This is a genomic window from Streptomyces sp. NPDC002088 (assembly GCF_040296605.1).
GTDB lineage: Bacteria > Actinomycetota > Actinomycetes > Streptomycetales > Streptomycetaceae > Streptomyces.
In genome coordinates, this window is sequence record NZ_JBEOXO010000011.1 from 19,725 (window position 1) to 32,125 (window position 12,401).

At 68.7% G+C, this 12,401-nt stretch carries 10 protein-coding genes; 6 read left to right on the top strand and 4 right to left on the bottom strand.

Features of this window, described 5'->3' with window-relative positions; translation table 11 throughout:
* The first annotated feature begins 6 nt into the window (after positions 1 to 6).
* A complete protein-coding gene (locus tag ABT114_RS23705) occupies positions 7 to 1,071 on the top strand; it encodes an SUKH-4 family immunity protein (protein WP_351144840.1) in 1,065 nt (354 codons plus the stop codon).
* A gap of 68 nt (positions 1,072 to 1,139) precedes the next feature.
* Entirely contained in the window at positions 1,140 to 1,442 is a 303-nt protein-coding gene (locus ABT114_RS23710; RefSeq protein ID WP_351144841.1) for an SUKH-4 family immunity protein, read from the top strand.
* A 22-nt stretch (positions 1,443 to 1,464) separates the two neighbouring features.
* Here the strand turns inward: ABT114_RS23710 and ABT114_RS23715 are convergent, their stop codons facing one another.
* Complete coding sequence (locus tag ABT114_RS23715; protein WP_351144842.1) at positions 1,465 to 1,893, bottom strand: hypothetical protein; 429 nt, start codon at positions 1,891 to 1,893, stop codon at positions 1,465 to 1,467.
* Positions 1,894 to 2,035: 142 nt separating this feature from the next.
* Between ABT114_RS23715 and ABT114_RS23720 the strand changes: the two genes are divergently transcribed.
* The 4 genes from ABT114_RS23720 (at position 2,036) to ABT114_RS23735 (ending at position 10,579) form a co-directional block, all read left to right on the top strand.
* On the top strand, positions 2,036 to 2,695 hold the full coding sequence (locus ABT114_RS23720) for a hypothetical protein (RefSeq protein ID WP_351144843.1): 660 nt from the start codon (positions 2,036 to 2,038) through the stop codon (positions 2,693 to 2,695).
* Between the two features lie 270 nt (positions 2,696 to 2,965).
* The gene (locus tag ABT114_RS23725) at positions 2,966 to 7,573 is read left to right on the top strand and encodes a toxin glutamine deamidase domain-containing protein (RefSeq protein WP_351144844.1); all 4,608 of its coding nucleotides are present in this window, start codon (positions 2,966 to 2,968) and stop codon (positions 7,571 to 7,573) included.
* Between the two features lie 14 nt (positions 7,574 to 7,587).
* Complete coding sequence (locus ABT114_RS23730) at positions 7,588 to 9,732, top strand: SUKH-4 family immunity protein (RefSeq protein ID WP_351144845.1); 2,145 nt, start codon at positions 7,588 to 7,590, stop codon at positions 9,730 to 9,732.
* A 427-nt stretch (positions 9,733 to 10,159) separates the two neighbouring features.
* Complete coding sequence (locus tag ABT114_RS23735) at positions 10,160 to 10,579, top strand: hypothetical protein (RefSeq protein WP_351144846.1); 420 nt, start codon at positions 10,160 to 10,162, stop codon at positions 10,577 to 10,579.
* A gap of 416 nt (positions 10,580 to 10,995) precedes the next feature.
* Here the strand turns inward: ABT114_RS23735 and ABT114_RS23740 are convergent, their stop codons facing one another.
* The 3 genes from ABT114_RS23740 to ABT114_RS23750 form a co-directional block, all read right to left on the bottom strand.
* Positions 10,996 to 11,280 carry a hypothetical protein gene (locus ABT114_RS23740; protein ID WP_351144847.1) on the bottom strand — a complete coding sequence of 95 codons (285 nt, stop codon included), beginning with the start codon at positions 11,278 to 11,280 and terminating at the stop codon, positions 10,996 to 10,998.
* An 80-nt stretch (positions 11,281 to 11,360) separates the two neighbouring features.
* Positions 11,361 to 11,840, bottom strand: a complete 480-nt coding sequence (locus ABT114_RS23745; protein ID WP_351144848.1) for a WXG100 family type VII secretion target — start codon at positions 11,838 to 11,840, stop codon at positions 11,361 to 11,363.
* A gap of 36 nt (positions 11,841 to 11,876) precedes the next feature.
* On the bottom strand, positions 11,877 to 12,350 hold the full coding sequence (locus ABT114_RS23750) for a hypothetical protein (RefSeq protein WP_351144849.1): 474 nt from the start codon (positions 12,348 to 12,350) through the stop codon (positions 11,877 to 11,879).
* Positions 12,351 to 12,401 lie beyond the last annotated feature (51 nt).

The window sequence follows — 12,401 nt, forward strand, 5'->3', positions numbered from 1 at the left end:
CCCCCCTTGACCAGCCAGGAGCAGGCGGCGGCACGCGGCGCGGCCGCGCCCGAGGGCGCCCGTCCGGTCACGGGCCCGGGCAACACCGCCGTCTTCACCTACACCGACCCGGCGAACGGCGAGGAGACCACCCTCTTCCGCAACTCCGGCCCGGGCCTGCCCCCCGCCGAGTACCAGGCGTGGGCCGAGCTGCGGCGGATGAACGTACCCGTCGACAGCATCCTCGCCGTCCACACGGACCTGCGTCCCAGCCTGCTCCCGGGCGGCTACACGTCCGAGCTCATCAACTCCTTCCCGAACGCCGAGCTCTCCTGCTCGCAGAGCTACGGAGCTCGTCCCGAGGAGCGCGCGGAGGGCGTCGCGGCGCTGGTCGAGCAGGTCGGGATGCTGCACCGGGTCGCCGGCCAGGAGCCGCCGCCCCGCCCGCACCGCCTCCCGGTTCCCGACCAGGTGACGCCGGCGGAGCCGATGCGGGACGTGGCCCTCGGCCGCCACCTCGTCGACGTCTTCGGCGAGGACGGCGTACGGCGCCTCGACGCCGACGAGATCGCCGCCGGCTCCCTGCCCGAGTCCACCAAGTCCACCCTCACCTGGGCAGGGCTCCCCGCCGACGTTCCGCTCTTCTTCACGGCGGACCGGGCCGACAACCCTCCGGCCGGCGGCCTGTTGACCGACGTCGCCACGAATCTGCGTGAGCGCCGGAGCCCGGCCGGCGAGGAGCGGATCGGCGTCCTGGCACATCTGGCCCGGATCGGCTTCGACGGGCTCGCGGTCATCGCCGTGCAGTGCTTGCCCGGTACGACGGAGCCGGACGGGCTCGGCGCGCTCTGGGCAGTTGATCCGGTCACCGCCGAGGCCCGCTACGTCAACGCCTCGGCGTCCGCCTTCGCCCGCTCCCTGGCGCTGCTCGCCACGGTACGGCAGCGGATGCGGGGCCTGGACCCGGCCGCAGCGGGCCGTGAAGTGGCCGCGCTGCAGGAGCAGTTGGTGGCCTTCGACGCGTCCGCGCTGGCCAACGCCGACACCTGGTGGTCGCTGATCGTCGAGCAGATGTGGCACGGGTTGTTCTGAGTCGGTTGTCCTGATCGGCCCTCTGAAGATCGCTACCGAGAGACCTGAGAGAACAAGGAGAGCGCCCTGTGACTTCGGACAGCCCGGCACCGCCGACCACTCCCGAGCAGGCCCTCGCCATCGTGCGCGGCCGCTACGCACAGCCCAAGCTGCCGGACGGCACCCCCGCGGAGCTGCGCGTCGAGGAGTTCGACATCGGGTACCTGGTGTACACCGTGTCCCCGCCGGTCACGGACGCCGCCGGCCGGCCTCGGCCCGCGCCGCCCGGCGGCAGCAAGATCGTGGTGTCCAAGGACACCGGCGAGACCGTCACCGTCCCCAACTACCCGACCGCTCAGGCCATCGAGCTGTACCGCAGACAGCGCCAGTGATCGGTGCGGGTCAGGTCAGGGGTCAGTACAGCGAGAATCCGCCGCTGTGCCGTCCCTGGTTCTTCTTCCCCTGCTGTGAGGTCTCGCCCGCCGGGCTCCTCGGGTCGGTCGGGGCCGAAGTGGGGGCTCCGCCTCCCAGCGGCTCTCCGTGCCTGATCTGCTCGCGCTCCTCGTCGGAGAGGGACTCCCACTGGCCGCGCAGGGAGGCCATGCCGCTGCCCAGGGCGCGGGACACCGCGGGGTCGTCCAAGGCGTCGCGCAGGGCTAGGCGGCCGGAGAGGAGTTTCTTCGCCGCGTCCTGGAGGTCCGTGCCGGCGCCGTCGTTCTCGGAGAGCTTGCGCAGGGCGGAGTTCAGGGAGCGTATCTGCTCCGGTTCGAGTGCCTCGTCGAGCACACCGCGCTCCGGCGTAGCGCCCTGCGGGTCGGGGGAGTTCTCGGGTCGCCTGGTCATGTCGCCGCTCCTCGCTGGCCCTCGCCTCTCGGACACCCGAAGTATCTCCCGTCACGCACGGATGTCATGCTGACCCCCCACCGGCCGATCCCCCACCGGGGCCGAACCCACACTGGCCGAAGAGGAGAAGGACCTCACCGTCATGGCTCAGACGCAGGGCACAGGAACAGGCAAAGGCAATACAGACCGTTCCGCCGCCGGTCTCCTCGGCCGGGCCTTCGGCCGTCTCGGGCGCTGGGGCGGCCTGGTCTTCCTGCTCGCGGGCCTCGCGCTGAGCGGATGGGGCGCGTACGAGGGGGCATATCTGGCGGGGTGGGCGGGCACGCACGGCACCCTGACGGTGAAGCAGTGTGAGGTCAGCTATCCGAACAACGCCTCACGCAGCAGCCGTAAGAACCGTCGCCCGGTCCGCTGCGAGGGCACCTTCGTGTCCGACGACGGCAAGAGCACCGACTCGGGTGCCGCGGTGCAGGTCAGGCAACGGTACGCGGCGGGTTCCGAACTGTCGGTGCAGCAGAGCGACGCGCCCACGACGGAGACCTCCGCGGACGGCGACTACATCCAGGGCGGCATGGACCGGGCCTGGCGCTACTTCGGCGCCTTCTTCGGCGGCTGGGTGCTCACGGGCCTCGGCGTGTTCTGCCTCGCGACCGGTTACGCGCCCTTCGGCCAGAGCCGCGTCTCGTACGACGAGGCCTGGGATGCGGCGGGGCGGGGAGTCACGCGTCCGGTCCTGCTCGGAATGATCGGCGTGGGGATCGTCGGGGCCGGGGTGTCGTTCCTGGTCAGCTACTTCGTCTGAGCGGCCTTGGCGCCGAACCAGCCGACCGCGGGTCCGAGTACGACTACGGCATCCAGTACCGCAACGGCCAGAAGCTCAACCACACGCTGTGCTTCACCCAGGTCCGGCCCTCGCCGCGTGCCGCCCTTCCGGGCCGCATGGTGACGGATTTGTGACAGCAACACCCTGAAGTTGCCCGCGAGTGATTCCGTAAACTTTGCAGACGGCTGTACTCCTGTGTGATTTCCCTTGCCCGAGGGGGGAGTTGTACAGCCGTGTCGGCTGACGGGGGTGCTTTCTGCTGTGGCGATGATGCTGCCGGACGAGCTCGAGTGGGTTCTCGAGATGCTCGGCTACCACTGGCCGACGGCGAACGAGGACAAGCTCAGGGACTCGGCCGCCCTGTGGCGGAAGTTCGGCGACGACGTCACCGGGCTGCACACCTCGGCGAACGCCAGCGCCCGGCAGGTGGTGGCCCACAACGCCGGCGAGTCGATCGACGCCTTCACCAAGACCTACGCCAAGTTCGACGGCGGAGGCGGCGACGGCTACCTCGCCAACGCCGCCCAGGCCGCCTACATCATCGCGAATGTGATGGAGGCCTGCGCCTACCTCGTCGAGTTCGCGAAGTGGGCGGTGATCGCCCAACTGATCGCCCTGGCCATCGAGATCGCCGCCGCCCAGGCCGCCGCGCCCTTCACCTTCGGCCTGTCCGAGGTCGGCGCCCTGGGCGCGACCCAGGTCACCCGGCTGATCGTGCGCCGTCTCTTCGACGAGCTCAAAGAGGCGTTGATGGAGGCGATCGTCGAGGCGATGAAGGAGCCGGCGATCTCGATGATCGAAGCGATCATCACCGACCTCATCCGCCAGACGGTCAACGTCGGCTTCGGCGCCCAGGAGGGTTACGACCTCGGCACGACCGTCAAGGCCGGCACCGACAGCGCCTGGCAGGCCATCAAGCAGACCCCGCAGACCCTCGCGGAGGGCGTGCGCGACAGCCTGGGCGCGAAGGCGGGACAGCGGGCCCACCACGCGGTCGACAGCCGGATCGACGGTTACAACGGGGGGTCGGGGACATCGGGGAGCGATGGCGGGGACGGCGATGAGGGTTCCAACTCGTCGGATGGTGACGGGAGTTCGGACTCGTCGGATGGTGACGGGAGTTCGGACTCGTCGTCCGATTCGTCCTCGCGCGGCTCCGACTCCAACGGCTCCGACTCCAACGGCTCCGACTCCTCGACATCGACGCATTCGGGCAGCGGCACGAACATAGGTGGCGGGATATCCGCCGACACCGGCGGCAACGGTGTCGGCGGGTCGGATGTGGGTTCGGGGCCGGGCTCCGACTCGTCGGGGTCGCACTCCGGTTCCGACTCGGGGCTCGACTCCGGGGCCCCGCGGCCGACGCTCTCCCACTCGGGGCCGACGCTGTCGGACTTCGACGACCCGTCACCCAGCAGTACGTCACACAGTGGCGGCGACTCTGTCAGCACGTCCGACGCCACGAGCACGTCCGGCCCGTCCCATTCCGGCGGCTCCTCCGTGTCCGGCCTCTCGTCGCCGACCGCGCATTCCGTACCGACTTCCGCGTCGTCCGGGGGTACCTCGTCCTCGTCGGGCGGCCACGGCTCGATCGGCACCTCGATCGACAGCCTGGCGGCCAGCACGCCCACGCACACCAACGCGGCGCCTGCGCCGACGACGAGCGACTCGTCACCGACTGCGGGTACCGGGGGGCGTGCGGATGGGGGCTCGGGGATGCCGACGTCGCCGATGGCGCCTACGACCGGGGGTGGCGGCGTAGCAGGCGGCTCGCAGCACGGCGGGAGTACGCCGGGCAGCTCCGCGTCGGGCACGAGTCCGAGCAGCCCTACGCCCAACTCCGGTGCGGCGAGGACCAGTTCGGTCAGCACATCCGGTACGTCCGGTACGTCGTCCACGACGGGAAGCGGGCCTGCCTCCACGCCGAGCCACACGCCGAACCCCACGTCGCGGAACGCGCCGGATACGACGGCGGGCGACCGTACGACGCCCCGCGACACCTTGCGGAACACGACGCCGGGGGACGGCACCACGCCACGGAACACCCCGGGTACCACTCCGGGCGACCGAAGCACACCTCGCAACACCACGGACCCGAGCGGCAGTACTCGTACCAGCACGCCGGGGCAGAACTCGACTACGTCCACCCCGAACCAGAACGCGTCCCAGTCCACGCCCTCCAGGACCACGTCGTCGTCCACCGGCAACTCCACGACGTCGGCGTCCACTTCGATCGGTACCGGGTCCGATCGCACGTCGACATCGAGCAGCGGTACGTCGAACTCGTCGGCGCCGAGCGGTCGTACGACGAACTCCTCGAACCAGCCCGGCACCACCAACAGCCCCACCACGCAGGGGCCATCTGGCACGCCCGGCACCCAGAACCAGCCGGGCACCGGCTCCGCCCCCAACAGGCCTCCCCAGCAACCCGCGGGCAGCACCCCCAGCTCCCCGCAGCAGCCCGCCGGGCAGTCCAGCACGCCGGCGCAGAACACCCCGCCCAACAACAACTCGCAGCAACAGCAGCAGCATTCGCAGGTGACGCCGGTTCCGGTGCACACCCCCATCCGCACCCCGGGGGCCTCGGCGTCACCGTCGCACGCGAACCCGGCCGCGCCGCAGCAGCCGGGCTCGCCGCAGGCCACCCCCGGCGACCCCAGCCAGCAGCAACATCCCCACCAGGACAGCCTGGAGGACATCCGCGCCGATCTGGACCACTACCCGGGAGGCCTGACCGACCCGGACCCGGCCGATCAGCAGGCGCTGGTCGACGCTGTGCCGCACAACGAAGACGGCACCCCGCAGCGCTTCCCCGACCCCTTCGGCTCCTGGTCGCAACTCCAGAACGACGGCGGCAACACCGTGCCCGGCCGCAGCAACAACTGCGCCGACTGTTCCCGGTCGTTCCTGGAGACCTGGTACGGGAACCCGCAGGTCTCAGCGCCCCGAACCCTGGACACCGACGCCAACGGCAACCCGGACCCCTGGTCGCCCGAGCACAACGCGAACGACAACCAGATCCGTTGGACCGGCGCCGCCCACACCTACGCGGGCCCCGGCAACAACCCCGACACCGCCGACAACATCGCCTCCACCCTCCAACAGGCCGGCCACGGCTCAGCAGCCATCGTCCAGGTCGACTGGCCCGGCGGAGGCGGCCACGCCTTCAACGCCGTCAACCACCACGGCAACATCATCTGGATCGACACCCAGAGCGGCCAGGTCAGCAACACCCCGCTCCACATCGACAACGCCGCACACGTGTGGCACATACCGCTGGACGCCAACCAGAACCCGATCGACACCAGCCAACCGCACACCCAGGGGTCCGAGAACTCCGAGCAGGGGACGGACACGTCTCATGAGGGGAGTGAGGCGTCGCAGGAGGGGGCGGATACGTCGCAGGGTGGCACCGACGACACCTCGCAGCAGGGGACGGACGACTCGGCAGAGGAGCAGCAGGGCCAGCAGACCACCCAGTCACATCCCTCGGCCCCGACCCCGGACCCCACCTCCGGTGAGGACTCCGACCACCAGTCCAGCCACGCCCCCACGGAACTGGGTTCCACCGACGCGGATCGCTCAGCTCCGGATCGACACCCCAGCAGTGACAGCGCCCCTTCACGCGAGAGCGGGGATGCTTCGGCCGATCCTGCAGGCACGGACCGGCGGGCACCCGAAGCTCCGGCGGGCTCGCATCCCGAGGACAGTTCGATCGACCCCCTGAGCGAGGGCGGGGACAACACCGACGACGGAGCACCCCCCGAAAGCTCGTCGTCGTACGAGGAACGGCAGTCGAGCGAGCACCAGCACTACGGCGTACTCGGCGACGAGGCGCAACGAGATCTCCGGGAACGCAACGTCCACCAGATCGACCAGGAACGCGTATACAACTATTTGGAGAACCTGGCAAACAACGACAACCAGCACCTGCGCCAACTGCTTGCGGGCAGCGAAAACGGCACCACATGGCGTCGTGACGACTTGATGAAGCTCCCTGGATTCAGCGAATTGAGCCGCGGACAGCAATTGGCGACCGTCGCGGCTCTGGCACGCCTCAGTATTGACTTTCACACAAACCAGGGAGTCGGCACCAGCCCACACACACGTGAGGGCGAGAACTCCGCCTACAAATGGAGGGAGGACGCGGAGCGAGAGCCTCTTCGGCAACGCGATGTCCTCCGCCAGAAGAACTACGACGGAGTCGACAACCACGAATCGTCACGGGCTGCCGGGGTCCGCGCAAAATCAGACTTCTCCAACGTGGACGGTTCGGACAACAAGAGCAGCTCGCCGGCCCAGCGCACGCGGCACCACCTCGATGAGACGTACGGCGAGTCCGTCGCCGATCAGATCGTGGCAGCGACCGAAGGCATGAAGCCGGACTTCTCGGGCCGGAACTTTGCCGTGATCGAGGTGTTCGACCCGCATTCTCAACAAACGCACTATGTCGCCGATAGCTCGTTCAGCCACGCGGGACCCCGTCCGGCACACTCAGAACCGCACATTGGCGGCTGGATAGAGCGTCTCAACGAGGATCGCGCGGCCGAGGGGAAACAGCCCTTCGACGTGGTGCACATGTACACGGAGCGCGAGCCGTGTGGGCATCCTTCCGAATCCCCGGGCCACGCGGACTGCTCAGGTTACATCCTCAAGTACCTGCCCGAGCACATGCCGGTAAGTTATGGAACCGGATACCGGAAGGGCGAGCAGGCCGTCCCCTTCAGTGACCCCAAGGGCCGGGAGGGAGTGAACACGGCGCGCCAGGCAATGGAGGCAGACTTCCAGCATCACCTGAACAGAATTTCTGACATCCTCGCAGCATACGCTCTCCCGACCCCCACATCGGATTCCTAGAAACGACCTGAGGTATGAGCACATCCGTCCCCGGACCGGCCGAAGTCTCACCCGATCTTGCCCTGTCCAGTGCGCTGCGGTGGATCGACAGGCCACGTGACAGCAGCGCCTGGTTGTGGTTCGGCGGAAAGGAGCGGGCGGGCAAGACAGGTGTGCTTCGGGAGATCGCCGGGCGGCACCCGGATTCAGTCTTCCTGGATTGCGCGGGCATGCCGTCCGAGGAGATTGCCAGAAAATTGGCAGCTTCCTTTGGTGTAGCCGCCCCCGACACCTATGGCCGCAATTTCGCGGAGGCGGTCACCAAAATCACCACAGGACCGGTGGTGATCCTGGCGAATACGCAATGGGCAGGCAACCTCCGCACCACACGCGAGCCGGAACGAGCCGTACACCAGGTGGTACGGACCCTCATCAGGAATCACAGGCGCAGCGTGCGAATGCGGCTTCTGATCGAGGTGGAGCACACAGCGGACATGGTGGCATCCCTGCGTGGCCGTGAACTGACGCTGCGCGGCCCCGACGAAAACGATGCCCAGCCGACGGATTCCATGAACCAGACGGAGGCCGCAGCCTTTCGCGCCCTCGCACTTGCCGAATCCCGCACAGTTCCACTGACGGTATGGTCAATTCTGTGCTCGGCGCTGGGGCATGACTTCTCCGTCCAACAACTGGAGGAGCTGGTCTCCTCGTATTCGCCGGACACGCTGACACGGACAGACAGCGAATTCACCTGGCCGGCCGCCGCCTTCCGACGTGAGTCCACCGCCCAGGCGTGGCGTGGGACGCTGCCCCCCGAAGAGGCACAGCGCTTCCATCTCCAGGCGCTCTCCACCTTGCGCTCGGTGGACCCGGTGTCCGCCGCGGTCCGCTGGTACGTACATCGCTCGGCGGCCGGCCACGCAGCCGCGGCCGGAGCCTTCGAGTCCCTGCTCGAAGACGCACCCACCATGGCCCAGGTCAGTCACCACAGCCTGTTCGAGGCATTCGAAGCCGCCTATCACGACCACTCCGTCCCTTCGGCGAGCCTCGCAGCCGGCCTCTACTACCTCGCCGAACGAGGTGTCTGGCCCTCCACACACGGGGAATGGCTGGCTCTCCTGCACCACACCCTCCTCAATCGGGGACCCTCGGGCGAGACTTTGGCCGATCAACTGCTCACCGCTGCCGACTCCTCGACCTGGCCGTGGCACACCATGTGGGCACATGGCGCCGGCCCTGGTATCGCGACCACGGAGCACCTGATCAGGCGGCCGACCGCACGCACACTGCGTCTCGGCCAAACCGATTCGGACTCCTTGGCCATCGCCACGGACGATCAGGGCAACAGCAACATCTGGCGCCTCGGCACCGGGGAGCCCGCCGCAGATCAGGCTGACGCGCCCGCGGTACCGGAGTCCTTCACCGCGGACCAAGGGCTCCATGGGTGGAGGCCCGCCGGAGCCGCTGACGGACATGTCGATCTGCCCCGCATGCCTAGATATGTACGTCGCGCCGTTCGTGCGGGTGATCTTGCGGTGATGTCCTCCAGTGACGGAGTCTTCGCCATTCGCATCCACTCCTCAGAACCCAAGGCGGCACAGCCGGAAGTCCTGAAGAGGATGTTGCGCACGGACACACGAGTGGCAACCGCCGATTTCCCCGCCGAGGCTCTGCACGCGAACGCCGAGTGGTTCGAGAGTGTCTGGGGCCCATCCCTCCTCAAGCGGGTTGCCGAGGACTCCCTGCCCGCGAGCCTCGCAGATGCCGACGCCCGGCGGTTCCTGACCGAAATCGGCTTCCCGTATGCCAGAGGCTTCCTGGAACTCGAAACCGTGGATCTCTCCGCCACCGGTCTGACGGCCATCTCCGATTCTCCGATCGGCCAGGGGACCGGATTCCGGCTGGGCACCTGGCAGGGTGCACAACTCCTGCTCGACGGAGCGAGTGGCAAGGTCCTGCAGGACGGGTCGTCCGGGATCAGCGATCCCTTGGCCGGGAGTTCGCTCCGCCAGTTCGTCACCATGGCCCGGCTCTACTTCTGGTGGTTCGCCTCCGACTGGCCCATCGAGGACACCGAAGCCGACCTGAGGTCGTGGCTCGCCCGTATCGACCCCGACGCCTACGCCGCCCAGTGCTGGCAACGCGTCTTCGAGGACTACAACTTCGCCGACCGGGTCTGACGCGGACGCAGCTGGACTCATGGCGGATCCGGGGAAGAGCAGCACCGAAGTCCGATACGAGGTGCCTGCCGGGTCGACACCCTCCAGACGTACTGCACAACTCGTCACCCTTCACGCACCCCTCCCCTCCCCCACCAGCCCCTCCCGAACTCACTGATAACTTTCTGCTTCTGTCGGTTCACTCCGTGGGGGAATCATGAGCCAGCCACCGTTCCAACCACCACCGCGACCTCCGCAGCCACCCCAGAACCCGGCCAACCCGTACACCCAGCCCGCCCCGCCACAGCACTCACCGGGCTTCGGACCGTCGGCCGCCTCTGCTCAGCCACAGGGTTACGGCCCCCCGCCCGCCTCCGCGCAACCCCCGCCGCAAGCCGGCCAACCCCAGATGTACCCCGGACCGCAGCCCTTCCAGGGACAACCGCCGATGCAACCGGCGTACCCGATGCAGCCCGGACCGCCGTTCCAGCCGGCGCCCTTCGGGCAGCGGCCGAGCGCCGGCGGCAACCCGGTCGGCGCCGTTCTCCTCGCGTTCTTCGTCTCGGTCGTCGTCTCGCTGCTCTACAGCGGCCTCCTCCTGGCCACGTACCAGGACCTCTCGGCCACCACGGCGAACGTCCTCTACCTCGCCCACGCGCTCCTCAACGGAGCGATCGTCGGCGCCCTGGTCGGCTCGATGGGGCACCGCAGCAACGGCGCCCGGATCGGCGGAGCCATCGTCGCCGCGCTCGGCGCCTTCTTCGGCTACGCCAACGCGCTCCCGCTCATCTACGCGGTGAAACAGTCGCCCACGGCCCTCACGGACCTGCTGAAGGTCGAGCCCTTCTTCCCGGCCAAGGCCTGGTGAAACGACGAACTCCACGGCGGAGTCGACTGGTTCGCCCCGCTCGGCCTGGTCGTCGCCGCTGCCGCCGCCTGGGGTATCGCCTACTTGATCGGCAACAAGCGCCGTCAGGCGTGACCTCCCCTCAGACACCGAGGCACCGCTCCGGGCGGCCGCCCGGGCTCGGCGCGCTGGAGACTCGGAGACCCGATGACGTTCCCTCCACCCCGGCCTTCCGCGGCTGCGCTACCGCCTCCCCGTCCCCGCGAGTTCCCGCGCGGCCGCCCTGGTCACGGCGATCCAGCAGCAGGTCCCCCGGCTGTGGCTCGGCAAGACCGAACGCCGCCCCGGCTACCTGGGCGTACCGGACCGCAAGGGACACCGGGAGCGGGCGCGGGGGGCCTCGCCCTGACAGCCGTACGCGCCCACCCGCCGATCGGCTACGCCCCCTCGACCGACGCCAGCAGGAACGTCAACGGCAGTGTGGCGGCGGCCAGGGCGAGTCCCGTCGCCGCCAGCCCCGTACGGATCTCCCGCTGCCCCCGAACCCCCAGGTAAGCGGCGATCAGCGGCAGGACGAAACACAGGAGGAAGCTGAAGTACCAGCCCTCCTCCTTGATGAAGAAGACCGTGACGCCCCAAAAGGCCGGGACCGACCCGACACTCAGGTAGCGGCAACGTGAGAGGAAGAGCTCGTGCGCGTCGACTCCACCGAAGAAATCCATGATCCTGACCGCCCTGTCCGCTACACCGCCCGGTGGTCGTAGCCACCGGTGCCCACCCTGCGGAGACCTCGGCAAAGGCCTCAGCCGAAGTCGTTCGTGCCGGGCGTGGGCCGGGTGCCGATCGTCTCGTCGTACGTCGGCATGTTGGTGCCGTAGGAGGTGCGCGGGTCCGGCGAGGCGGCACCGGCCGACCGGCCGCCCGGGCGCAGCACCGCCGGCATCGCACCGGGGGTCGACTGCGTCGTCGTACCCATGTCCGTGTCCGTGTTCTCGAAGTCCTGGGAGACCCGCTCGTCGTTCCACTCATGGCCGTCCGCGGAGGACCTGAGGTTGTCGCCGCCGGCCTCGATGCGGGCGTGCAGGCCGTCGAGGGCGGGCTTCCAGCTCGTGGCGAGCTGCGTCAGCGCCGGTCCGACCGACCAGCCGGTGAGCGAACTGCCCGCGGTTCCGGCCTCCTTGACGGCCTTGTCTGCGGGGCTCTTCATCGTGCGGGCTATGTCGTCGCAGGCCCCGGCGGAGGCGCGAAGCTCGGCCGGGTCGACGTCGGTGCGCTGGGACACGTCCGGGTCCTCTCAGGGGTTCAAGGGGTCAAGCGGTCAGAACTGCTGCTGCTTGGCGCCGGGCGGAAGCATGCAGGGGGTGCGTACGGAGAAGGACAGACGCTGCGGCTTCGTCTTGCCGGAACCGACAGTCTCGGCCGTGACCCGATAGGAGTTCTTCTTGTTGTCGGCCCTGAACACCGCTGATTCATAGGCGTCCTTGAACTCCCGGTATCCCGTGACTTCGTAGCCCTGCTCGGGCAGTTCCCGGCGAAGCGTCCGCACGACGCGGGTGTGCTCCGTCACGGGGGCCGGTGAGCGGACGTAGTAGAAGAGGCTGTACCGGCCGTCCTCGGCGACCTCGTCGTTCTCCCCGACGCAGGCCTCGAAGTTCACCTTGGCCGTCGAGGGGATGAGCTCGACGTCGGTGAGCCGGGCCATGTACGCGGTGTAGTCCTTGGCCCATTTCAGCGCTGCGTCCTTCGCCATGCGGGGCAGCGGGGCGTTGGGGTCGTCGTCGCCTTGAGACATACAGCCTCCAGTCAGGAGCAGGGCCGCGGAAACAGCCAGTACTGTGCGGAG

Coding starts and splice junctions, on each gene's coding strand:
- ABT114_RS23715 (WP_351144842.1), bottom strand. CDS start 1,893: ATGACCAGGCGACCCGAGAACTCCCCCGACCCGCAGGGCGCTACGCCG.
- ABT114_RS23720 (WP_351144843.1), top strand. CDS start 2,036: ATGGCTCAGACGCAGGGCACAGGAACAGGCAAAGGCAATACAGACCGT.
- ABT114_RS23730 (WP_351144845.1), top strand. CDS start 7,588: ATGAGCACATCCGTCCCCGGACCGGCCGAAGTCTCACCCGATCTTGCC.
- ABT114_RS23735 (WP_351144846.1), top strand. CDS start 10,160: ATGCAACCGGCGTACCCGATGCAGCCCGGACCGCCGTTCCAGCCGGCG.
- ABT114_RS23740 (WP_351144847.1), bottom strand. CDS start 11,280: ATGGATTTCTTCGGTGGAGTCGACGCGCACGAGCTCTTCCTCTCACGT.
- ABT114_RS23750 (WP_351144849.1), bottom strand. CDS start 12,350: ATGTCTCAAGGCGACGACGACCCCAACGCCCCGCTGCCCCGCATGGCG.